The organism is Deinococcus sp. YIM 77859 (assembly GCF_000745175.1).
In the GTDB taxonomy this organism is placed as follows: Bacteria; Deinococcota; Deinococci; order Deinococcales; family Deinococcaceae; genus Deinococcus.
The window spans coordinates 837501-859090 of sequence record NZ_JQNI01000002.1 but is presented as its reverse complement, the minus strand read 5'-3'; the positions used below and the strand labels follow the sequence as shown (position 1 = coordinate 859090).

Here is a 21590-nt window from a genome sequence, read left to right as displayed (position 1 = left end):
TGCGCGCCACCTGCTAAGCTCCCCGGCGGTATGACGGGCGAACGGGTTCTGTGTGCGATGTCGGGCGGGGTGGATTCCAGCGTGACGGCGGCGCTGCTCAAAGACGCGGGGTATCAGGTGATCGGCGCGATGATGCGTTTCTGGCCTGATGACAAGCGCGCCGATACCTTTGACACCTGCTGCTCGCCCGACGCCGCCTACGAGGCCCGCCGGGTGGCAGAACAGGTGGGCGTGCCCTTTTATCTGCTTGACTACCGCGAACAGTTCCAGCGACACATCGTCGGCCCCTTCCTCGCCGAGTACGCCCGGGGCCGCACGCCCAACCCCTGCGTGAACTGCAACACGAGGGTGAAGTTTGACGAACTGGTGAAAAAGGCGAAGATGCTGGGCTGCCGTTACGTGGCGACCGGGCATTACGTGAAGCGGGTGGAACGCGAGGACGGTACCGTCGAGTTCCACCGGGGCGACGATCCCCGCAAGGACCAGACCTATTTTCTGTGGGGGACGCCGCGTGAGGCGCTGCCCTTCATCCTCTTTCCGGTGGGCGAGCTGGAAAAGCCCCGCGTCCGCGAGATTGCCGCAGAAAAGGGCCTCCTGACCGCTCGCAAGCCGGAAAGCCAGAACATCTGCTTCGTGCCCGGCAAGGTGCAGGACTTCGTGGCCGAACACCTCCCACAGAGTCAGGGCTTCATCCGCGAGGTTCGCACGGGCGAGATCGTCGGTGAGCACCTGGGCACCCAGTTCTACACCCTGGGCCAGAAAAAGGGCCTGGGCCTGTACCGGTCGCACCGCGTCCGCCACGTCGTCCACCTCGACCCCGAGACGAACACCGTCTGGGTGGGTGACTACGAGGACTGCCTGTGGACCGGCTTGAAGGCGGAAGGGGCCAATTACCTCCTCGACCTTGCCGAGCTGCCGCAGGAGGTGGAGGTGCAGGTGCGCTACCGCACAAAGCCGGTCAAAGCCACCCTCGTGCGCGCCGACGAGCACGGCTTTGAGCTGGAGTTCGAGGAACCGCAGTTCGCCGTTGCGCCGGGGCAGAGCGCGGTGCTGTACGCCGGAACGCGGCTGCTGGGTGGGGGGCTGATCGCGGATCACGCGCGGACGTTGCCCATGGCCAAAGACGCGCGGCCTGCTGTTGTCTCCCCTTGAGTCTAATACTTCTGCCCGGGTTCTACTCGCCCTGCGGGTTCCCTTCCCGCCGCCATCGCCTCCACAAAGGCCCGGGTGTATTCGGCGCCCCGGGCGATGAGGTCCCGGGTGGAACTGGCGATATGAGGCGTGATGAGCACGTTGGGTTGCTGCCAGAGGGGATGATCCTCAGGAAGCGGCTCCGGGTCTGTGACGTCGAGCACGGCTCCTCCTAGGTGTCCGGAGTCGAGCGCGGCGAGCAGGGCCCCGGTGTCTATCAGGCTGCCCCGCCCCTGGTTGGACAGCCACGCGCCGGGCTTGAGTCGGGCGAGGACGTCGGCGTTGACGATGCCCTGCGTCTCGGGGGTGCTGGGCAGCAGCAGCACCACCCAGTCCGCTTCTGCAAGCGCCGCGTCCCGTTCGGCTGCGGGAGTACGGGACCGAAGGCCCGTCACCCTCGCGTGAAAGGGCCGCAGGAGGTCTTCCAGAATCTTTCCGATGTGCCCGTATCCCCAGATCACCACGTCCGCGCCGTCCAGCGTGCCTAGGTTGAGGGTGCGCTGCCAACGGCCCTGCTGCTGGGCGTCGCGGAAGCGGTGGAGGCCCCGTTCGGCAGCGAGCATTCCGGCGAGGGTATGGACGGCCACCGCGCGGTCATGGAGACGGTGCGCGTTGTAGAGGGTGACGCCCTGCGGCAGCCGCCCGGCCACATGGTCGATCCCCGCTGTCAGGGTGAGCACCCACTTCACGCCGGGCCAGGTCAGCAACCGGTCACGCAGCGGGGCTGGGGCGAGCCACAGCACTGCACCCTCGGCTTCGCCCTCCGGTAACTGGCTCTCGCTGTAGAACGCGAACTCCACCCCTTCCACCCGCAGGGTGCGGAATTCTTTCAGGTCAGGCACCAGCACGCGCACTTTCCCACTCTCCTCTCGTGATCTCCATATGAATGTCGGTGCGGCCTGGCCGCTCGGTGCGGCCCACCTCGCGGAAGCCACACGCCAAAAAGGCCCGCTGGGCACGGCGGTTGTGCCCGAAGGTGGTGAGGCGCACGCGGGAAAGCGGAGTGTCCCGTTGCTGAAATGCCCACGCCAGCAGCGCCATCACGGCCTCGCGCCCATAGCCCTGCCCCCACAGGGCGCGCACGCCGATCATCACGCCCAGGGTGCCGACGGTGGGCGTGAGCGGGGGAGGGGGCCGCAGGTCGTACAGCTCGGCGCTTCCAATCAGGTGGCCGCGCTCGTCCAGCACGCCGAAGCCCGCGCGCTCGCCCGTGCCTTCCTCCTCCAGCATCACGCGGCGAAAGAGCCATTCGGGGAGCCGGATGGGCTTGGCGTCATTCCAGTCGGCGAGCTCGCGGTCGCGGAAGAAGCGGTAGAGGGTGTGCCACTCGGCGGGCGTGAATTCCGGGACGGGCTTGAGGGTGACGCGGCCCCACGAAACGCCTGTGCCTTCTGCCGCCATGCGCGTCAGTCTAGCCCCCCAGCTTCTAGAGCCTGGCGGCGCAGGGGCCCCAGCGCCCGCGTCACGTCCCGCGTGAGCCGTTCGAGGTGAAAGGCATCTCCCGAAGCCCGCTGCACCGTGCCGTCCTCATCCACGACGAGGAGGGCCAGCACCTGCCCTCCGGCGTGGCGCACAAAGATGCCGGGGTGGCCAGCGAGAGCGGCCTGATCTTCGGCGGAAAGGACGGCCCAAGCCTGATCGTCACGTGTCAGGCCGAGGTGCGCCGTAGGAAGGGTCCGAGCGCTCAGCTCACCCTCCAGCCATTCCAGCGCCCCGGGACGTCCCCCAATGATTCCCTGCTCGATGTGGGGCCGGGCCAGGTTGTAGCGGATCCTGCGCCCATCGCGCCGCCGCAGGTCGCCCCCTGCGGCCCGCACAAGCGCGTGTCCCGCCGCGATGTCCCACTCGCTGCGCGGGCTCATCGTGAAGGTCACGTCCGCCTCGCCCGCCGCAATGCGCGCGAGCTTGAGGGCGACGCTTCCACTGGGCACCATGCCGGGAAGGTCGTGGCGGTGCAGTTCTCGCTGGAACTCAGTGTCCGACACGCTGACCACGTATTCCGCGCGGTCGCTGAAGCCCGCCGGCGCGCCGTTCTTTGTGACTCCCTCGCCGACCACGCCCACGAACAGCTCGTCCGTCGCGGGCGCATAGACCACTCCGAGGACTGGCTCCCCCCCCACCGCCAGGCCGATGGAGACGGCGTAGTCAGGGCTACCGCTCGCGTACTCTTTGGTGCCGTCAATGGGGTCGACGATCCACACCCGCTCCACGTCGAGCCGCCCAGCGTCGTCGGCCGCCTCCTCGCTGAGCAGGCCATCCCCCGGAAAAGCTGCCCTGAGCCCCGCCAGAATCAGGTCAGACGCCTCGCGGTCGGCGGCGGTTACGGGATCGTCCGCGGACGTCTTGTGTTCGACGGTCAGGCCGCGCGTCAGATGCAAGCGCAGCAACTCACCCGCCTCCAGGGCGAGGCGGGTGGCCACATTCCGTTCGGGCTCCAGCGTCATGCTTCCGAGGATACTCGCGTCCTGCTGCGCCCTATGCCATGTTCTTCCAGAGGCGCAAGCGCCGCGGGGCCAAAAAACCCGCTGAGCGGGCGGCGCCTCAATCCTGCTCTTCGGTGCCCGGCAGCGGCGTGGTGCGGGGAGGGCCGCCGTCGATGCCGCCCGAGCCGCCGATGCGGGGACCCTTGACCTCGCCGCCCGCGTCGTGGCTGGGGTCGGCCAGCCGGGCGGCGCCGCCGGGGGTGTCGGGGGTGATCACGCTGAAGTCCGAGAAACTGCCGGGCACGCCGTCATCAAAGCTGGGCTCATCGTTGACGTTGTTGGGAACAAAGTCGTCGCCGTAGGCCATCGCGTTATCCAGCATCTCTACCCGCAGGGACGGGTCGATGCCGTCATCGTAGGCGAGGCCTGTGCCCGCCAGAGCGTCACTGCCGACCCGGTCTGCCCCTCCGCTGACGTCGCCGGACACCGGGAGGTCATCCGCGTCGAGTTCCGCTGCATAGATCTCGTGGGCGCTAGACTGGGTGTCTTGCTGCTCCGGATGGTCGTCGCGCGGCCGCGAGTAGTCGACCGTCTGGGGTGTATCCGGCGTATCGGCGCGGTCTTTGGCGTCGTCGTTGGGCATCTTCGTCATGGGACTCCTCTCGGGGGCACGCCCCTCTCTGTGCCCGGATTAGACGGGGTCGCGGCGCAACACCGATGAAAGCTTCGTTGGTGTCTCCCTTATGCATCTGCCCAGGCCGCTCCTCATCATGACCCCAGCAGGAGGAACACCGATGGCAGATGAAATTCAGGTGACGGCAGAGGGCTACCAGCGGCTTCAGGAGACGCTGCAAAAGGAACGGCAACGCCTGGAGGACGCGGTGGCGAGTATGGCGGCCACCCTCGACGACGCGCGTGATTTGGAAGATCGCAGCCTGGAAGCGGCGCAGATCGACCTTCCCAGCATGGAAGCCCGCATTGTGGAGCTGGAAGACGTGCTTGCCCGCGCCGTGATCGTGGACACGCCGCAGAACCAGGATGAAGTGAGGCTGGGGTCCGTTGTGGTGTTGCAGGACGAGCAGCATCACCGGGAACTGCGGGTCCAACTGGTCAGCGCCGTGGAGGTAGACGCGCTGGCGGAGGGGGCCACGCAGGTCAGCGAGGACAGCCCGGTGGGGCAAGCTCTCCTTGGTCGGCGCGTGGGGGACACGTTCGAGGTGGAGGTCGGTGCGGGCCGCGCCCGCTACACCGTGAAGGGGATTGCTCCTGCCTAGTTCCCCACGTTGACCGCGTTCCTGTGGTCCCGGTACACTGGCCTTTATGAAAGCAGCCCACGTGAACAACGTGAATGACGATCCCAGCTAGGGGACGTCTCGCTGCCTGCTGCGCCCCCGACCCCCAGGAGTCGGGGGTTTTCTCGTCAAAGGAGCCTACTGTGACCACTCAACCCCTCCCGCACCTGAAACGTACCCTGACCCGTGAGCTGCCCGAGGCCGAAGGGCAGACCGTGAAACTCCTCGGCTTTCTGCACGCCCGCCGCGACCTGGGGGGCGTGCAGTTTTTGGTGCTGCGTGACCGCAGTGGGATCGCGCAGGCGGTGGGCGCGGGCCTGGACCTCCCCCTGCCCGAGAGCAGCATCGAGGTTATCGGCAAGGTCAAAGCTCACCCCAAGGCCCCCGGCGGCTATGAGGTGCAGGTTGAGCGCCTGCGCGTGCTCACGCCCGCCACCGAGCCGCCGCCCGTCGAGCTTCCCAAGATGGAATGGAACGTGAACCCGGAAACGCTGCTCGACTACCGGGTGGTGACGGTGCGCGGCCTCAAGGAACGGGCGGTGCTCCGGGTACAGGCCGAACTCGTGGCGGCCTTTCGCGACCACCTGCGTGCGGAGGGCTTTACCGAAATCAGCACGCCCAAGATCGTCTCGGCGGGCGCGGAGGGCGGCGCCAACCTCTTTCCGCTCGACTACTTCGGCCAGCCCGCCTACCTCGCCCAGAGCCCGCAGCTCTACAAGCAGATTCTGGTGGGTGCCTTTGAGCGCGTCTTTGAGGTGGCGCCGGTCTACCGTGCCGAGGAGCACGCCACCAGCCGCCACCTCAACGAGTACCTGTCCCTGGACGTGGAAATGGGGTTCATCGAGTCCGAAGAGGACGTCATGGACCTGGAAAACCGCCTGCTCGCTGCGATCATGGCCCGGCTAAAAGAGCGGGTGCGGCCCGAACTCACCCTCTTGGGGGCGACCCTGCCCGAGGTTCCGGACCGTATTCCCCGCATCACGCTGCTGGAAGCCCGGCGGCTCGTCAGCGAGAAGTACGGCCACACGGTGGGCGGCAAGGACCTCGACCCCGAAGCGGAGCGCCTCCTCAGTCAGCACTACGCCGAGACGGAGGGGAGCGAGTTCGTCTTTGTCACCAAGTACCCGCGCGCCGCTCGGCCCTTCTACACCCACCCCGAGGTCAACCCGGACGGCAGCCTGAACCCCGACCTCACGCGCGGCTTCGACCTCCTCTTTCGCGGCATCGAGATCACCTCGGGCGGCCAGCGCATCCACGAGTACTCCATGCTGATGGATTCCATCGCCCAGTACCGCCTGAACCCCGAGTCGCTTGCCGGCTACACCGAAGTCTTTAAGTACGGAATGCCTCCACACGGCGGCTTTGCCATCGGGGCCGAGCGCCTGACGGCCAAGCTGCTGGGCATCGCCAACGTGCGCTACGCACGTGCCTTTCCGCGCGACCGGCACCGCTTGACGCCGTAAGCAGCTGGGCGCCCCGGCTTTCTGCTATACTCCGCTTTTGGGTGCCCCCGTGAGCCCTGCCCGCGTGCGCTCGAGCGTCGCGCGCGGGTCTGGCCGAAAGAAGCGTCAACCGACGAGCGGCTGGCACGTGGACGGCAAACTTTTCCCGAACAACGCTCAGGAGCCTGACATGTCGTACATCTCCATGAAGCAACTGCTCGAAGCGGGCGTGCACTTCGGGCACGAGACCAAGCGCTGGAACCCCAAGTTCAAGCGCTTCATCTTTGCTGAGCGCAACGGCATCTTCATCATCGACCTGCAAAAGACCCTCAAGCAGATCGACCGCTCCTTTGACTACATCAAGGACCTGGCTGAGCGCGGCGGCGTCATTCTCTTCGTGGGCACCAAGAAGCAGGCGCAGGAGATCGTGGAGCTGGAAGCCCGCCGCACCGGGATGCCCTATGTGACCAGCCGCTGGCTGGGCGGGATGCTGACCAACTTCCGCACCATCCGCACCCGCATCGACCGCCTCAACGAGCTTGACGACATGTTTGAGTCGGGCCGCATCAATGACCGGCCCAAGGCCGAGCGCATCGCGCTGGGCGCCGAGCGTGAGCGGCTGCTGCGCTTTGTGGGCGGCATCCGCAAGATGACCCGTCTTCCGGACGCGATCTTTGTGGTGGACCCCACCAAGGAGGTCATCGCGGTGCAGGAGGCCAACAAGTTGGGCATCCCGGTGATCGCCCTGGCCGATACGGACTCCGACCCGGACGTGATCGACTACATCGTGCCTGGCAACGACGACGCCATCCGCTCCATTCAGCTCATCACGCACCGCATCGGTGACCTGATTGTCGAGGCGCGCGGCGGCGGCGAGGACGTGAGCAGCGACCGCGCCGAGGAGGGGGGCGCCGAGATCGACGCGGCCGAGCAGGGTGAGGAGGACGTCGCCCAGCTCACCAGCAGCCAGGGCCGCAGCTAAGCTCCCAGCTCGACCTTTCGGGGGCGTCCGGCGGAGTTCGGTCCGCCCCTTTCATTCAAGATCCAGCCTTGGAGGTACTCAACATGATGGAATCGATCAAGAAGCTGCGCGAACTGACCGGCGCGGGCATGATGGACGTGAAAAAGGCCCTCAGCGACGCTGGAAACGATGAGGAAAAGGCCATTGCGCTGCTGCGCGAGCGCGGCATCGTCAAGGCGGCCAAAAAGGCCGACCGCGAGGCGAAAGAGGGCCTGGTGCGCTTCGTCGTGGACGGCAAGCGGGCGGCGATGGTCGAGGTGAACAGCGAGACCGACTTTGTGGCGCGCAACTCTGACTTCCAGGCGCTGGTCGAGCAGGTCGCGCAGGCGGCGCTGCGCGCGGGCAGCAACGACGTGGAGGCGCTGCGCAACTTCACCCTGGAAAACGGCGAGACGGTGGCCAACACGGTGGCGGCCGCTGCGGGCAAGATCGGCGAGAACCTTGTTCTGAACCGCGTCGCCTACATCGAGGCGGGCGAAGGCGAGCAGGTGGCCGGGTACGTTCACTCCAACGGCAAGATCGGCGTGCTCGTTCAGCTTGCGGGCGGCACCGAGGCCCAGGCCAAGGACGTGGCCCTGCACGTGGCTGCCGAGCGTCCGCAGTACCTCAGCCGGGAGGAAGTGGACGCGAGCGACCTCGACAAGGAACGCGAGATTCTGACCAACAAGGCGCTCAACGAGGGCAAGCCCCAGCAGATCGTAGAAAAGATCGTCGCGGGCCAGCTTGGCAAGTTCTACGAGGAGCGCGTTTTGCCCGAGCAGCGCTTTGTCAAGGACAACAGCGTGACGGTGGGCCAGTACCTTGGAAACGCCACGGTGCGGCGCTTCGTGCGCTTCGAGGTTGGCGCCTAAGACCCGTGGGGGCGGCCATGCGCCGCCTCTTTTTCGGGCCGCCTTCCTCTCCGTCTACAGCCCAGCGGCCCCGGTCCGCTGGGTTTTTTGTGGCCCTTCCTTCCCCTGAGGTGATGCATGTACAAACGCGTTTTGCTCAAGCTTTCCGGTGAATTTCTGGCAGGGGACTCCGGTTTCGGCATCAACCCCGACACGACGGCGGACCTGGCCCGCCTGATTACCGAGGCCCATGCGGGCACAGGCGTAGAACTCGCCATCGTGATCGGCGGTGGCAACCTCTGGCGCGGCGCGCGCAACGGGCAGGGCATGGACCCTGCCACCGCCGACTACATCGGAATGCTGGGCACCGTGATGAACGCGATGGCTCTTCAGGATGCGATGGAAGCGGCGGGCCAGCCCACGCGCGTGATGACGGCCATCCAGATGGCGGCGGTGGCCGAGCCCTACATCCGCCGCCGGGCGATCCGGCACCTGGAAAAAGGCCGGGTGGTGATTTTCGGCGGAGGAAACGGCGCGCCCTTTTTTACGACCGACACGACCGCGACCCTGCGCGCGCTGGAGATCGGCGCAGATGTGGTGCTTATGGCGAAAAACAAGGTGGACGGCGTGTACGACAGCGATCCGCGCAAGAACCCAGACGCCCGTTGGATCGATACGGCCACCCACCGCGAGGTTGTGGAGCGCCGCTTGGAAGTGATGGACACCACGGCCCTCACCCTCTGCATGGACAAAAACCTTCCCATCGTGGTGTTCGATCTCTTTGAGCCGGGGAATCTGCGCCGCCTCTTTGCCGGCGAGCGGGTCGGCACGCTGATCGCGAGCTGAACGGGCTAGAATCCCACCCAAAGGAGACTTCCTCATGCCAGATATGAAAGCGATTCAGGCGGACGCGCGCGAGCGCATGGGCAAAGCCATCGAGGCGCTGGAGAATAACCTCAGCGTGCTGCGGACCGGGCGCGCGAATCCCGGCATCCTCAGAAAGGTCATGGTCGAGTACTACGGCTCCACCATGCCGATCGATCAGGTGGCGAGCATCACCACGCCGGACGCGCGCACGCTGGTGATCACGCCCTGGGACCGCGGAGCGCTGAACCCGATTGAAAAGGCGATCCGCGACAGCGACCTGGGCCTGAACCCCAACAACAAGGGTGACACCATCTTTATCAGCCTGCCGATGCTGACCGAGGAGCGCCGCCGCGACCTGGTGAAAAACGCCAAGAACTACGCCGAGGAGGCCCGCGTCGCCATTCGCAGCATCCGCAAGCAGGCGCTCGACGAGGTGAAGAAGCTCGAGGGCGTTGGCGACGACGAGATCAAGCGTGCCGAGACCGAGGTGCAGAAAATCACCGACGAGTACATCCGGCGTGTTGACGATACCCTCCACAAGAAGGAGCAGGAAATTCTCGGGTGAGGCGGCTGGCCTCCAGACAAAGTGACCGCCGGGGCCTCCGGCGGCACGTTCTTATGGGTACGGGGCTGGGCGCCGGTCGCCCGCGGCCAGTCCTTTGCAGGAGCTGCCCGTGGAGTCTCTGAGCACGCGTGTCCTCACTTCGGTGGTGGGCTTTGGCATCATCAGCGTGGTCGTGTGGCTGGGGTGGATGGCGATGCTGCCCCTGCTCGTGCTTGTCGCGGTGATGGGCCTCTTTGAGTACATTCGTATGCTGGACCGCAACGACATCGACGTGCGGCGCATCTCGCTGGGGGTGTTCGGGGCGGCGATCATCGTGGCGAGCCTGCCCATGATTCCCGCAGCGCCCTGGCCGGGCGGCTCATGGCGGGAGGTGGTGCTCACGGTCGCGCTGGGGTACCTGCTGGTGATCGAGGTGATTCGCCCCGGTGAGCGGCCGCTGGAACGGGTCGTGTACTCGCTCTTTGGGCTGCTGTACATTCCTTGGCTCTTGGGCTACTTCCTGATGCTGCGCTACACGCCGGACGCGACGCAGGGCCTGCTGTATTTCGCGCTGCCGCTGCTCGCCACCTTTGCGGCGGACATCGGTGGGTACTTCGGCGGCCACTTTTTCGGCCGGCGGAAGCTCGCGCCGGAGATCAGCCCCGGCAAGACGGTGGAAGGGGCTATCGGCGGCTTTGCCTTCAGCTTCCTGACGGTGCTTGTCCTCTCGCAGCTCACCCACATCTGGTCTCCGCTGGAGGCCCTGCTGTACTCCATTCTGGTGGCCAGCGCCTCACAGCTTGGTGACCTGGCCGAAAGCCTGCTGAAACGTGCCCTGAGGACCAAGGACAGCGGCACGAGTCTCCCGGGCCACGGCGGCTTTCTCGACCGACTTGACAGCCTGCTCTTTGCGGTACCGGCGACGTACCTGTTTTTGAACATCAGCGTGTTTACGCGCTAGCGCTGTTTCTCCAGGCCCTCACCGCGGGCCACTGACAGGGCCCTTCCCCATGCGCCATCCTGTCTTTTGTGAGACTGACGGTTCTGGGCAGTACGGGCAGCATCGGCACGCAGGCGCTTGACGTGGCGCGCGAGCGGAGCTGGGAGGTCGGGGCACTGGCGGCAGGACGGAACCTCGACGTGCTGGAGGCGCAGGTGCGCGAGTTCCGGCCCGAGGTGGTGAGCGTGGCGCCGGAAGTGTTCGCACAGGCGCGGGACCGGCTGGCAGGCGTGCGTGTGATTGCCGACCCGCTGGAAGTCGCGGTCCTGCCTGCGGACGTGGTGGTGAATGCCATGAGCGGTCTGCCGGGGCTTCTCCCAACGCGGGCGGCCCTGGAGGCGGGGCGGGCGGTGGCCCTCGCGACAAAGGAGGCGATGGTCACGGCGGCGGATCTCATCTGGGGGGCAGCGGCGCGGGGTGGTGGCCGCCTGGTGCCGGTGGACTCCGAGCATACCGGCGTGTACCAGTGCCTGACCGGAGAGCACCTGGGGGACGTGGCTGAACTCATCCTCACGGCGAGCGGTGGGCCGTTTCGGGATGGCCCGGCGGACTTGAGTGGCGTCACACCCGAGCAGGCGCTGAAGCATCCCTCCTGGAGCATGGGGCCCAAGATTACCGTCGACTCGGCCACGCTGCTCAATAAGGGCCTGGAGGTGATGGAATGCGCCGCGCTCTACGGCCTGCCCCTCTCGCAGGTCGGCGTGGTGATTCACCCGCAGAGCGTGGTGCACGCGGCGGTGCGTTTCCGGGACGGCAGCCTCAAGGGGCAGTTCGGTCCAACCGACATGCGGCTGGCGATCGCGTATGCCATCGATGCCGCCCCCACCGGCATGCGCCACCCCGGCGACGTGCGCGGCGCGCGGCGGGGGCCAGAAGTCGCCGGGCACCTGGGCTGGCTTCTGCGGGGCCGTTGGGAGTTCCGCGAGCCGGACACCGCCCGTTTCCCCTGCCTCGGCCTGGCCTACCGAGCGGGCGAGGCGGGGGGGCTGCTGCCCACGGCGCTGAACGCCGCGGATGAGGTGGCCGTGCCTGCCTTTCTGGCCGGAAGAATCGGTTTTCTGGATATTCCCCGGCTGATCGAGCGCGTGCTTGACGAGACGCCGCCTGGGCCCCTGACCTGGGACACCCTCGCGCAGACAGCGGCTTGGGCAACGGCACGAGCACGGGAACTCGTCGCGGCGGGGGTGCGGGCGTGAATCTCTTCCAGAGCATCGCGGCGGCCCTGACTCCGGCGGGCCTTTTGTGGACGCTCCTTATCATCGGAGTGGCGACCTTCCTGCACGAGCTGGCGCACTACGCCCTCGCGCGGTGGCAGGGTGTGGCGGTGAAGTCCTTTAGCGTGGGGATGGGGCCGGTGCTTCTGAAAAGGTCGTGGCGCGGGACCGAGTGGCGGCTTTCCCTGCTGCCCATCGGCGGTTACGTGGAGATCGACGGGATGGCCCCCGAGGAGGGACCGGGGGGCGTGCTGCGGCAGCCCACCCGCGGTTTTGCGGCGCTGTCCGCCCCCGGCAAGATCGCCGTGCTGCTCGCCGGGCCGCTGACCAACCTGCTGCTCGCCCTGGGGCTGATGACCGTCAACTTCGCGGCACAGGGCATTCCGGCTCCCGACCGCGCCCGCATCGAGGCCGTGCTGCCCCATTCGCGGGCGCAGGCGCTCGGGCTGCAAGCAGGGGACGTGATCACCGCGCTGAACGGCCGGGACATTCCCGACACGTACACGGTGAACGGGCAGACCCGGGCGGGCTGGGAGAGCGTACGAGACGTGCTCGCAACAGACGGCCGCAAGACGCTGACGGTGGAGCGAAACGGCGTGGTCCGCACCGTCACTTTTGACTGGCAAGCCCGCGTCAACGGCATTGGGCAGCGGCTGGGGATCCAGTATGGCCCGGACGTTCAGCCTGCTCGCCTTCCCACGGCCTTCCTCACCTCCCTGCAGACGACCGCCGAGGCTGTGCCGCAACTCCTGCGGGCGTTCGGAGGGCTCTTCGCCCGCTTTTTGACACTGGACCTCTCGCCGGACCAGAACGTGAGTGGTCCCATCGGCACCGCGGAGATCGTGAGCCGCGCCGCTGCCCTGAGTCCCTGGGCGCTCGTGCAGGTCGCTCTCCTGCTCAACCTCTCCCTGGCCTTTTTCAACCTGCTTCCGATTCCCGGCCTCGACGGTGGCCGCATCCTGCTCGTCCTCGTGGGGGCGCTGCGCGGCCGTCCCCTGACGCTCGCGCAGGAACAGGCCATCAACCTGGCGGGCTTCGCGTTCGTGCTGCTGCTGATGGTGTTCGTGGTGGTGCGTGACGTGAGCCGGTTTTTGGAGCGGGGCTAGTGCCGCCTGCCTCCCCCTGAAGTACCATGGGCCCGATGCAGCAGGCACAGGCACGCGTGGCGGTCGTGATTCCCGCGTTCAACGAGGAGGAGACGGTCGGGGACGTGGTGCGGGTGGCGCGCGGGGTGACGCCCGACGTGGTGGTCACGAGTGACGGAAGCCAGGACCGCACCGCCGAGGTGGCGCGGGAGGCCGGGGCGCGCGTCGTCGAACTGCGAGAGAACGTGGGCAAGGGACCGGCCCTCAAGGCCGCGCTGGAGGCCACCGCTGCCGAGTTTGTGGTCATGCTGGACGCAGACCTGGTGGGCCTGACGCATGAGCACCTTGAGCGGCTGCTGCGGCCGGTGCTGACCGGAGAGCTGGATATGGCGATCGGCGTGTTTGAGGGCGGGGGCTTTGCGAGCGACTGGGGCAACAAGCTCACGCCACACCTTAGCGGGCAGCGGGCCTGTCGCCGCGACTGGCTGCTCTCGGTGCCCCGGCTGGACCGGGAGCGCTGGCCCGAGCTGCCCATCACAGACCACCTGCGCGAGACCGGCGCGCGCTGGGGCTACGTGGAGCTTGGTCAGCTTCGGCAGGTGCTCAAGGAGACCAAGCGCGGTTTCTGGAAGGGGGCGCGCGCCCGCACCCGCATGTACGCGGACCTGCTCACGTACTGGCGGCGCAAACGGCGTGGGAAAGAGTGACCTGACCGGACAGCCCGGCAGGAACGGTGGGAAGGGCGTGCTACGGTGGGCCGCATGACTGGTCAGTCCGCCCCCGTGACGCCCGCCCCCCTCTTTGAACAGGCCGCCATCGCCGGCGTCGGATTGATCGGGGGAAGCGTGGCGCTGGGGCTGCGGCAACGGTTCCTGGCGCGGCGGGTGATCGGGTATGACGCCAGCATCGAGGTGCTGCGTGAGGCCGAGGCCCTCGGGGTGGTGGACGAGGTGCGGGCTACTCCGGGCGAGTGGCTGCGGGCGTGTGACCTGGTGGTGCTGGCCGCGCCGATGCGGGCGCTTGCGCCCCTGGCCCGCGCGCTGGCTCCCTATCTCTCTCCAGCCGCTCTGGTGACGGACGTGGGCAGCGTCAAAGCCGGGATCGCCGCCGAACTGGAGGCGCTGGGGGTGCGCAACTTCGTTCCGGGGCATCCGATGGCGGGCAGCGAGCGGGGCGGAGTGGCGCATGCCCGCGCCGCCCTGCTGGAGAATGCGGTTTGGGTGCTGACGCCCACCGAACACACCCCCCTGACGGCCCTGAGCCGGGCACGCACCCTGGTCGAGCAGCTTGGCGCGGCCCCGGTGGTCATGCCGCCCGACGCCCATGACAGCCTGGTTGCGACGGTGAGTCATCTGCCCTACCTGGCCAGCCTGGCCCTCACGCATCTGGTGGCCCGCGACGAGCGTCTCAGTCTGCTCGCCGCCGGGGGCTTTCGCGATCTGACGCGTGTGGCAAGCGGTGATCCCCGGATGAGCTGCGATATGGTGATGGAAAACCGGCAGGCGCTTCGCGACGCGCTCGCCCGTTTTCGGCGACAGCTGGAGCGGCTGGAAGCGGACCTGGACTGCCCGGAGGAGCTGTTGGCCGCCGCTCAGGAGGGCAAACGCACCCGCGATAGCCTGCCGGTCGTCAAGCGCAGCCTGCTGCCCCCGAGACACGACCTGGTGGTTGCTGTGCCGGACAAGCCCAACCAGATTGGGGCGGTCACCCAGGCGCTGGGCGAGGCGGGCGTGAACATCAAGGACATCGAGGTGCTGGCCATCCGCGAGGAGGGCGGCGCGATTCGCCTGGGCCTGGAAAGCCCCGAGGACGTGCGCCGCGCGAGCGGAATTCTGTCCGCAGCGGGCTTTGAGGTACGGGGGCGGGGTTGAGGGCAGGACCAACCTCATGCCCGGCGCGGGTAGAGTAGGCCCCGCATGTCCGAAGCGTCCGCTCCTCCCGCCGGTTCCTCCCGCCTGACGGCCATCGACACCTTTCGGGGCCTCACGATCCTGGAGGTTGTGGGGCACCACGCCACCGGGATGGGCCTGCGGCACGCGGAGGTGGGGTCAGCCACGCATGACGTCCTGCTGCTTCTCAACCGAACGCTGCACTTTGCCGTGCCCGCTTTTGTCTTCCTGTCGGCCCTTGTCCTCACCCGCAGCCTGCTCAAAAGGTTTAGACCCGGACGCTACTTCTGGCGGCGGCTCACCCGTGGGGGGTGGCCCTACCTCCTGTGGAGTGCCCTGTACGCGCTGTGGTACGTGTGGACCGGGCAACGCGCTCCGGAGACGCTGACGGATCCGGAACGCTGGCGCGACTGGCTCCTGTACGGCAAGGCCAGCTACCACCTGTATTTTCTGTTGGTCGCGCTGGAAGTGTACCTGTTGTTGCCGTTCCTGCTGCCGCTGGCCCGGCGCAGGCCCAGCATCACGGCCGCGCTGCTCGGGGGGCTTCTGGTCCAGCTCGGTCTGTACTCCCTGAACCGAGAGGTGCTGCGCCTGCCCTTTCCGGCCAGCACCGTGCTGTGGTACGCGCTGCCGATCAGCCTGGGGCTGGCGGTCGGGGCGCGGCTGGACGAATTTACGGGGTGGTGGCGCAAGCGGCGCTGGGTTCTTCTCCCACTGTTGGCGCTGGTCTACGCGGCCTATCTGCCCGTTGCGGTCGCGTACGTGCGCGGTACGCCGGTCACGCCGGTCGTGTATAGCGGCCTGAGCTGGACCTTTACGGCGCTGGTCGCCCTGGCGCTGCTGGGCCTGGCGTACCGGCTGGAACGGGGGGCAAGGGCGGGGACCGTGAAGCGCATCATCGCGACGCTGGGTACCGTCAGCCTGCCCATCTATCTGCTGCACCCGGCCTTTCTCCAGGCCCTGGAACGTTTTCGGGCACCCAGCGGGCAGCCGCTCGAACTCGGGCTGACGGTGGCCCTCTACGCGCTCATCGCGCTGGTGCTTCCCGCCCTGATCGGACGACGGCTGCTGGGCCGGCGCCTAGGCCTGCTGCTGTTTGGCCGCTAGTCAGGTCGCTGTCAACCTTGAGGCGCTAGAGTACGGGCCGTTCATGCGCGGCGTCCTTTTTCTCCTGGTGTTCACGCTGCTCGCGGCCCTGCCGGTCCCGGCCCGCGCCGCCGATGTTCCCTTTCCCTTGCCCAAAGAGCCCGATACGGTCCGGCTGGACCGCGTGAGTGGGCCGTCGTTCCTGCGGGTGCCGCCGGCCTGCTACCGCCAGGAGTGCGCGCTGGTGATCGTCTCACACCCCCGCGGACAGACGGCGGAGCGCCTGCACAGCAGCCCGCAGATCGCCGAGCTCGTTCGTGCGCTGCTGGACGTGCCGCTTGCCGTGTTGCTGAGCGATGACGGGGGACCGAACACCTGGGGCAGCCCTGCCGCCCTGGATCAGGTGGCGAGCCTGCGGGATGAGGCGGTCACACACTTCGCCTTTAATGGCCGCACCTACGCCCTGGGCCTGAGCATGGGTGGCCTGCTGGCCCTGCGCAGCGCCCTGCCCGGCAGTCCCTACCCAGTGTCGGGGGTGGCCCTGATCGACGCCTGGGTCGACCTGCGCGCTGCCTGGGGGACCAGCGGCCAACGCCGCGCCGAGATCGGCGCCGCGTACGGCCTGACGGGGGAACCCGACCCGAGCCTCAATCCCCTCGCTGGGGCGGAGGCGGCTCCCCCGCTTCCCCTCCTCGTGCTCGCCAGCCCGGAAGACACCACGGTGCCCGCGCGCAGCAACGCCGAACGTCTGTTCGTGCGGGCCGAACCCCACGTCAGCGAGTTTGTGAAGATGAGTGGGCCGCACCTGGGCGGGAACCGGTTCTCGCCGGCCACGGCCCAGCACCTCGCGAGCTTCTTTCGGCGTTTAGAAGCCCGGGCGGCAGAGCAGGCCCGCCGGCGGTAGGAGGATGGTCCCCGTTCGCCAAACCGCAATCCTTCCCGCCGTCTCTCTTCGCGAAGCGGCGTAGCGTGTGGGGCGTGAAGGGAGCTGATCTGTGGGCACTGGCGTGGCGCGGCCTGTTGCGGCGGCCGGTGCGAACGCTGCTGACTGCGCTCGGCATCACGGTGGCGGTCGCCAGCATGGTGGTGTTTTTGTCGTTGGGCGAGGGCATCCGCAAGGTGTTTACCTCTGAGCTCGGTGGCCTCGGGCCGGACGTGCAGGTGAGCCTCAACGGTCTCACGCAGGGCTTTACCCCGCAGCCCAACCTGCCGGAATCGACGGCGAAAGACATTCAGGCTCTGGCCCAGGAACTGGGGATTCAGTCGGTGACGCCGGTGGTGATGAGCGTGCGGGGAAGCCTGGACGTCACGCAGAGCGTGATTCTGTATGGCCTTCCCGCCGCTCAGGGTGTCGCGGCCATCTTTCCGCAGGTGCGCCCCGAAGTGGGACGGCTGCTCACGGCCGAGGACGAGGGCCGGGAGGTGGCGCTGGTCGGAGCCAAAGCCGCCCAAAACCTGCATCTCAAGGTGGGCTCGGTCCTGAACCTGAACCGGCGCTCCCGAGTGAAGGTGGTGGGTGTGCTTGCGCCGGAATCGGGGTTGGTGGATAACTTCATCTTCCTGCCAATTCGTACCCTGCAGGTGGCCGAGGGCGCTCAGGGACGGGTATCGCTCATCGCTGTGAAGCTCGCCGACCCGCGAAATGCCGCGCGGGCGGCCGATGTGCTCTCGCAACGGTTGAATGTGGAGGCGCAGACGCAGTCGGAACTGCTCGCCTTTATCGACCGGGCGCTGAGGATCAGTGACGCTGTGCGCTTCGGCATCAGCCTGATCGCGCTGATCGTGGGGGGGTTGGCGGTGGCGAACACGGTGATGATGGGCGTCTTCGAGCGCACCCGCGAATTCGGAACGCTGCGGGCCATGGGAGCGCGGCCCGCGTTGGTGCGTCGGCTGGTGCTGACCGAATCGCTGCTGCTGGCGCTGGCAGGCGGAATGGGGGGGCTTTTGCTGGGGCTGCTGGGTATCTGGGGTGTCAACGCGTACACGCAGCGCCTCGCGGGGATCGACGCCGCTGCCCTGACGCCCCGACTGACGCTGCTGGCTCTGGGCATCAGCCTGCTCTTGGGCCTCTTGTCGGGGTTGCTCCCCGCGCGCAGTGCGAGCCGCCTCCAGATCACCGAGGCACTGGGACGGATCTGATGCCGCGCACTTCCATTCTGCACGTGGAGAACCTCTCACGCGTCTACCCCAGCGGGGAGGGCACGGTCACGGCCCTGTCTGCCTTCACCCACGCCTTTGCGCCCGGTCTGACGGCGGTGGTTGGCCCCTCGGGCAGCGGCAAGAGCACGCTGCTCAATCTGCTGGCCGGCTTTGACCGGCCCACGACGGGGCGCGTCGTCGTGGACGGCACAGACCTGCACGCGCTGCCCGAGGCGGTGCGGGCGGACTTCCGGCTGGCCCACTACGGCTTTGTGTTCCAAAACCACAACCTGATGCCTATTTTGACGGCTCAGGAGAATGTCGAATTGCCCCTGATGCTGGCCGGGCGGCCCCGGCGCGAGCGGCGTGAGCGGGCCCGAGCACTGCTCAACAGCGTGGGGCTTGCTGGCCGCGCCTCACACCTGCCCTCGCAACTCTCGGGCGGGGAGGCCCAGCGGGTCGCCATCGCCCGCGCCCTGGCGCATGACCCGCGGGTACTGCTCGCCGACGAACCCACCGGAAACCTCGATACACACACCGGCAGGCGGGTCCTCGACCTGCTGACCAGGCCAGCCCGGGAGGGCCGCACCGTCATTCTCATCACCCATGACCGGGACGTAGCGGCGCTTGCTGACCACACCTTGCAGGTCCGGGACGGAGTGGTGACCGGCGCCGTCCACCAGGAATGAGGCCCTCTCCTGCTTTCCGGAGCTTAGCGAATGCTGGCTTGTGGGTCACGCAGCCACATGGTTCGCCCCCGAGCATCCTTGAGGCTCACCACGACCTGCACGCCTTCGCCGGAGCGCAGGCCACGGGCCGCGCCGCTGCCCAGGCTCTGCAGGCAGGTCGGCCCGCCGCAGCTGAGGGCGCGGGTGGACGCTGCCCGCCAAACGCCGTCTTCGGTCACCACGTAGACGCCCGTCACGCTGAGGGACGGCACCGGCGCACGGCTGGCCTGGACCCGCACCCGCACCTGAAAGCGGTCCCCCTCCAGCACGGGTGCCGCATCGGCCTTGAGGCTGCGGCCCTCCACCTGAAGGGCGGTGGGCGCACCCAGCAGGTCTCCGGCCAAAGGGGTGGGTGGCGCGGCCATGTTGCCGCAGGCGCTCAGCAGGGCCGCGGCAAGCGGCAGGAACCACGCACGTCTCATGAGGACAGGGTAACCCAAAAACACCCGGGCAGAAGCGGTCCGACTGACAATGCGGTGTGAGACGGGGCTCGGCAAGACCGGCGGCCTCACCAGGACAGGTCGGGCACCGTCACCACCCGGTCGGCTGGCAGGTCCGTCAGCAGCGTGTAGGTGATGGTGTAGGTGCCAGGGATGACGCGCGTGAGGACGATGGTGTCCCCGTCGACCCGCGGCGAGACGCCCGCCAGACTGGGACCCTGGACGTTCAGAGGGCCGCGCACGGCAGGAGTGCCGCCCCCCACAGGCAGGGGATCAAACAGGCGGACATGTTCCAGGGTGCTGTCTACCGTGAGGGCCAGGGTGACGGTATAGCCCTGTGGCGCGGGGTCCGCGTTTTTGCTCAGGGTCGCGCGCGCGCCGCTCTGCACAGTGCGGGTCACCGTCGCGCCGCCGGGCTGACGCACGCGGACCTGTCCCGTGGCGTGCAGGTCGAGGGGATCAAGAATCGCCTCGGCGGTGTCTGTGCGGCAGACCCGGACGGGCACTTTCAGGCGCAGGGGCAGGCTGCTGCTGAATTCACCCGGCACGTCGAGGGGATAGTCGCTGGTCCAGCCGGTGGGCAGGTTCAGCCTCAGCCGGGCGGGCAGGCGGTACGGGAACTCGGTCTTGGCGGTGGCCGTGAGTTGCGTGACGTCGCAGGCATTCACCGTGTCTGGCGCTGTGACCAGGGTGAGATCCGTACGCACGCGGTATTCCAACGTCACCTTGCCGGTTCCGGCGTCGGGCACGCGGCCGGGCGGGGGGGGCACCACGCTGCTGCCCGGCAGAGCAGAAGGCGTCACCGGGTAGTCACCGGGAGCGAGGGCCACCGTCGCCGGGGTCGTGAGGGTACGGCCCGCGACCTCGAAGGAAACTCCGTGAAGGGGCATCCGCTGATCGCCGTACAGGGCCACGGCCTCTACCGTGAGCTGTCCCTCCGCCGGGCGAGCCACAAAACGGATCTTGTTAAAGCCGGGCTGGTAACGCACCTCGGTGGGCGAGACGACGTTGCCTGTCCCCATGACGATGCTGCTGCCGACCGGCACGTACCCGGCGGGCAGCGTGGGCCGCACCACGCTGTCTCCCACCAGCGTGTAGCTCGCTCCGGGAATGGGCTGGCCCTGGGGATCAACCACCTCCACCAGCAGTTGGTTGGCCAGCTTGAGCTGGGGGGGCGGACTGAAGCCACCCACACGCGCCGTGATCGCCTGCTCTCCCAGCCGAAAGGCGTAGCGAACGGCGTTACTGTACTGCCGGGTGGTGGGGAGCACGCGGAGAAAGACCTGCCACTCCCCGACCAGCTCGGGCGTGACTGTGAAGCGGTCGGTGGCCGCCTGGCCGTCCTCACTGGGCGTGAGGGCGACGCGTGTTCCGTTCGGGAACACCACCCAGGTTTCGGCCTCCCGCGGGCCATCGAGGTCGTAATTCAACAGCGTGACCGTCTGACCGACCCACTCGGCGGGGACATTCAGCCGCGCGGCCAGCAGGGGCGTCTGCTCGGTGTCGCGGGCATTGACGGAAAAGTCACTGGTCTCCAGGCCAAAGGGGGCAGCGGTCCGCAGCGCAAAGGCGTTTTTGCCGTCGCCCCGGCTGGTGACCTTGAGGGTATAGGTGCCCGCCGGCAGCCCCCCCGCGTAGAGGCTTTCCCAGGTGTGCTCGCGGTTGGCGGCGTAGCGCCGCTCGAACACGGTCCCCGCGGGACCAGTTAGGGTAAAGGTCGTTTCAAAGGGCTCGTTTTTCCGGTACAGCTCATCCCCGAAGTACCCCTCTCCCCGGCGACCGTCCACATAGTCCGCGAGGTTAAAGGTGGGGCTATACACCTCTAACCCCAGGGGCTTCCCCGCGTCCTGGGGAGCGACACGGATGGTGTACGTCTCCTGCGCCTGCGGCCACTTCTCGCCCACCGAGACCAGCGGCAGCACGCCACCCGTCTGGGCGAGGGCCGAGCCGAAGAGAGCGGAAGTGCCGAGCAGGGCGGCAAGGAGTCGCGCGGTGCGGGACAGTGCGGGGGAGAGGACGGGTCGCATGGTCACTGCCTGCCAGCATACTGCCCTCCGGCGCGGCCTGCCCGCTACCATGCGGGCGATGCTGGCACGAGCGCAGGCCCTGATCTCCGAATCCGCCCTTTGGGGTAACCTCACGGCCTTGGCTCGGCGGGCCGGGGTCAGGCTGTTGCTGCCCGTCAAGGCCGAAGCCTATGGCCACGGCCTGGAGACCGTGGTTCGTCTCGCAGCGGGCCACCCGGACGTGTGGGGCTTTGCGGTCGCGGTGCCGCGTGAAGCGGCGACCCTGGCCGCCCTGCTTCCGGGCAAACCGGTTCTGCTGCTGACCCCGCCCGCGCCGGAGGAGGTGGGGCCGCTCGCGGACTTGGGGGTGCGCCTTCCCGTCGCGTCGCTGGC

Annotated in this window: 23 protein-coding genes (1 of these 23 only partly in view); 17 read left to right on the top strand and 6 right to left on the bottom strand. The window is 67.8% G+C overall.

The window, feature by feature from the left end:
- Nucleotides 1–30: 30 nt before the first annotated feature.
- The gene (mnmA, locus tag EI73_RS04315; protein WP_034384578.1) at nt 31–1152 is read left to right on the top strand and encodes a tRNA 2-thiouridine(34) synthase MnmA; all 1122 of its coding nucleotides are present in this window, start codon (nt 31–33) and stop codon (nt 1150–1152) included.
- Between the two features lie 2 nt (nt 1153–1154).
- Here mnmA and EI73_RS04310 read toward each other — a convergent pair whose 3' ends face one another.
- The 4 genes from EI73_RS04310 to EI73_RS04295 form a co-directional block, all read right to left on the bottom strand.
- Nucleotides 1155–2045, bottom strand: a complete 891-nt coding sequence (locus EI73_RS04310) for a D-isomer specific 2-hydroxyacid dehydrogenase family protein (RefSeq protein ID WP_034384576.1) — start codon at nt 2043–2045, stop codon at nt 1155–1157.
- Nucleotides 2026–2592, bottom strand: a complete 567-nt coding sequence (locus tag EI73_RS04305) for a GNAT family N-acetyltransferase (RefSeq protein WP_034384574.1) — start codon at nt 2590–2592, stop codon at nt 2026–2028. The genes EI73_RS04310 and EI73_RS04305 overlap by 20 nt, the downstream gene beginning before the upstream one ends.
- A gap of 5 nt (nt 2593–2597) precedes the next feature.
- Nucleotides 2598–3635, bottom strand: a complete 1038-nt coding sequence (locus EI73_RS04300) for an inositol monophosphatase family protein (protein WP_034384572.1) — start codon at nt 3633–3635, stop codon at nt 2598–2600.
- A 97-nt stretch (nt 3636–3732) separates the two neighbouring features.
- A complete protein-coding gene (locus tag EI73_RS04295) occupies nt 3733–4266 on the bottom strand; it encodes a hypothetical protein (RefSeq protein ID WP_034384570.1) in 534 nt (177 codons plus the stop codon).
- A 142-nt stretch (nt 4267–4408) separates the two neighbouring features.
- Between EI73_RS04295 and EI73_RS04290 the strand changes: the two genes are divergently transcribed.
- The 15 genes from EI73_RS04290 (at nt 4409) to EI73_RS04220 (ending at nt 18712) form a co-directional block, all read left to right on the top strand.
- Nucleotides 4409–4888 carry a GreA/GreB family elongation factor gene (locus tag EI73_RS04290; RefSeq protein WP_034384568.1) on the top strand — a complete coding sequence of 160 codons (480 nt, stop codon included), beginning with the start codon at nt 4409–4411 and terminating at the stop codon, nt 4886–4888.
- Nucleotides 4889–5049: 161 nt separating this feature from the next.
- Nucleotides 5050–6369 carry an aspartate--tRNA(Asn) ligase gene (gene aspS / locus EI73_RS04285; protein ID WP_034384566.1) on the top strand — a complete coding sequence of 440 codons (1320 nt, stop codon included), beginning with the start codon at nt 5050–5052 and terminating at the stop codon, nt 6367–6369.
- Nucleotides 6370–6538: 169 nt separating this feature from the next.
- A complete protein-coding gene (gene rpsB / locus EI73_RS04280) occupies nt 6539–7330 on the top strand; it encodes a 30S ribosomal protein S2 (RefSeq protein ID WP_034384565.1) in 792 nt (263 codons plus the stop codon).
- Nucleotides 7331–7413: 83 nt separating this feature from the next.
- Entirely contained in the window at nt 7414–8220 is an 807-nt protein-coding gene (gene tsf / locus EI73_RS04275) for a translation elongation factor Ts (protein ID WP_034387717.1), read from the top strand.
- Nucleotides 8221–8337: 117 nt separating this feature from the next.
- A complete protein-coding gene (pyrH, locus tag EI73_RS04270) occupies nt 8338–9045 on the top strand; it encodes a UMP kinase (protein ID WP_034384563.1) in 708 nt (235 codons plus the stop codon).
- Nucleotides 9046–9079: 34 nt separating this feature from the next.
- Entirely contained in the window at nt 9080–9631 is a 552-nt protein-coding gene (gene frr, locus EI73_RS04265; RefSeq protein ID WP_034384561.1) for a ribosome recycling factor, read from the top strand.
- Nucleotides 9632–9740: 109 nt separating this feature from the next.
- Entirely contained in the window at nt 9741–10571 is an 831-nt protein-coding gene (locus EI73_RS04260) for a phosphatidate cytidylyltransferase (protein WP_034384560.1), read from the top strand.
- A gap of 68 nt (nt 10572–10639) precedes the next feature.
- Nucleotides 10640–11806, top strand: a complete 1167-nt coding sequence (gene dxr / locus EI73_RS04255) for a 1-deoxy-D-xylulose-5-phosphate reductoisomerase (protein WP_034384558.1) — start codon at nt 10640–10642, stop codon at nt 11804–11806.
- Nucleotides 11803–12930: an RIP metalloprotease gene (locus tag EI73_RS04250; protein ID WP_034387715.1), complete on the top strand. Its 1128-nt coding sequence runs from the start codon at nt 11803–11805 to the stop codon at nt 12928–12930. The genes dxr and EI73_RS04250 overlap by 4 nt, the downstream gene beginning before the upstream one ends.
- Before the next feature lie 35 nt (nt 12931–12965).
- The gene (locus tag EI73_RS04245; protein WP_369699454.1) at nt 12966–13616 is read left to right on the top strand and encodes a glycosyltransferase family 2 protein; all 651 of its coding nucleotides are present in this window, start codon (nt 12966–12968) and stop codon (nt 13614–13616) included.
- A gap of 54 nt (nt 13617–13670) precedes the next feature.
- Nucleotides 13671–14780 (top strand): prephenate dehydrogenase, encoded by a 1110-nt coding sequence (locus EI73_RS04240; protein ID WP_034384554.1) that lies wholly within the window; start codon nt 13671–13673, stop codon nt 14778–14780.
- 45 nt (nt 14781–14825) lie between these two features.
- Nucleotides 14826–15905: an acyltransferase gene (locus tag EI73_RS04235; RefSeq protein ID WP_034384553.1), complete on the top strand. Its 1080-nt coding sequence runs from the start codon at nt 14826–14828 to the stop codon at nt 15903–15905.
- 43 nt (nt 15906–15948) lie between these two features.
- Nucleotides 15949–16788 carry a S9 family peptidase gene (locus EI73_RS04230; protein ID WP_034384551.1) on the top strand — a complete coding sequence of 280 codons (840 nt, stop codon included), beginning with the start codon at nt 15949–15951 and terminating at the stop codon, nt 16786–16788.
- Nucleotides 16789–16862: 74 nt separating this feature from the next.
- On the top strand, nt 16863–18023 hold the full coding sequence (locus EI73_RS04225) for an ABC transporter permease (protein WP_034387712.1): 1161 nt from the start codon (nt 16863–16865) through the stop codon (nt 18021–18023).
- Nucleotides 18023–18712 carry an ABC transporter ATP-binding protein gene (locus EI73_RS04220; RefSeq protein WP_081908955.1) on the top strand — a complete coding sequence of 230 codons (690 nt, stop codon included), beginning with the start codon at nt 18023–18025 and terminating at the stop codon, nt 18710–18712. The genes EI73_RS04225 and EI73_RS04220 overlap by 1 nt, the downstream gene beginning before the upstream one ends.
- Nucleotides 18713–18735: 23 nt before the next feature.
- On the opposite strand, the gene EI73_RS04215 is transcribed toward EI73_RS04220, so the two are convergent.
- Nucleotides 18736–19173 carry a hypothetical protein gene (locus tag EI73_RS04215; protein WP_034384549.1) on the bottom strand — a complete coding sequence of 146 codons (438 nt, stop codon included), beginning with the start codon at nt 19171–19173 and terminating at the stop codon, nt 18736–18738.
- An 86-nt stretch (nt 19174–19259) separates the two neighbouring features.
- Entirely contained in the window at nt 19260–21218 is a 1959-nt protein-coding gene (locus EI73_RS04210; RefSeq protein ID WP_034384547.1) for a hypothetical protein, read from the bottom strand.
- 58 nt (nt 21219–21276) lie between these two features.
- Between EI73_RS04210 and alr the strand changes: the two genes are divergently transcribed.
- Nucleotides 21277–21590 carry the 5' portion of an alanine racemase gene (alr, locus tag EI73_RS04205; RefSeq protein WP_034387707.1) on the top strand. The gene runs 745 nt beyond the window's last position, so 314 of the gene's 1059 nt are visible here — the first part of the coding sequence; it begins with the start codon at nt 21277–21279; its stop codon lies beyond the right edge, outside the window.

Coding starts and splice junctions, on each gene's coding strand:
- mnmA (WP_034384578.1), top strand. CDS start 31: ATGACGGGCGAACGGGTTCTGTGTGCGATGTCGGGCGGGGTGGATTCC.
- EI73_RS04305 (WP_034384574.1), bottom strand. CDS start 2,592: ATGGCGGCAGAAGGCACAGGCGTTTCGTGGGGCCGCGTCACCCTCAAG.
- EI73_RS04300 (WP_034384572.1), bottom strand. CDS start 3,635: ATGACGCTGGAGCCCGAACGGAATGTGGCCACCCGCCTCGCCCTGGAG.
- EI73_RS04295 (WP_034384570.1), bottom strand. CDS start 4,266: ATGACGAAGATGCCCAACGACGACGCCAAAGACCGCGCCGATACGCCG.
- EI73_RS04290 (WP_034384568.1), top strand. CDS start 4,409: ATGGCAGATGAAATTCAGGTGACGGCAGAGGGCTACCAGCGGCTTCAG.
- rpsB (WP_034384565.1), top strand. CDS start 6,539: ATGTCGTACATCTCCATGAAGCAACTGCTCGAAGCGGGCGTGCACTTC.
- tsf (WP_034387717.1), top strand. CDS start 7,414: ATGATGGAATCGATCAAGAAGCTGCGCGAACTGACCGGCGCGGGCATG.
- pyrH (WP_034384563.1), top strand. CDS start 8,338: ATGTACAAACGCGTTTTGCTCAAGCTTTCCGGTGAATTTCTGGCAGGG.
- frr (WP_034384561.1), top strand. CDS start 9,080: ATGCCAGATATGAAAGCGATTCAGGCGGACGCGCGCGAGCGCATGGGC.
- EI73_RS04245 (WP_369699454.1), top strand. CDS start 12,966: ATGCAGCAGGCACAGGCACGCGTGGCGGTCGTGATTCCCGCGTTCAAC.
- EI73_RS04240 (WP_034384554.1), top strand. CDS start 13,671: ATGACTGGTCAGTCCGCCCCCGTGACGCCCGCCCCCCTCTTTGAACAG.
- EI73_RS04235 (WP_034384553.1), top strand. CDS start 14,826: ATGTCCGAAGCGTCCGCTCCTCCCGCCGGTTCCTCCCGCCTGACGGCC.
- EI73_RS04230 (WP_034384551.1), top strand. CDS start 15,949: ATGCGCGGCGTCCTTTTTCTCCTGGTGTTCACGCTGCTCGCGGCCCTG.
- EI73_RS04220 (WP_081908955.1), top strand. CDS start 18,023: ATGCCGCGCACTTCCATTCTGCACGTGGAGAACCTCTCACGCGTCTAC.
- EI73_RS04215 (WP_034384549.1), bottom strand. CDS start 19,173: ATGAGACGTGCGTGGTTCCTGCCGCTTGCCGCGGCCCTGCTGAGCGCC.
- EI73_RS04210 (WP_034384547.1), bottom strand. CDS start 21,218: ATGCGACCCGTCCTCTCCCCCGCACTGTCCCGCACCGCGCGACTCCTT.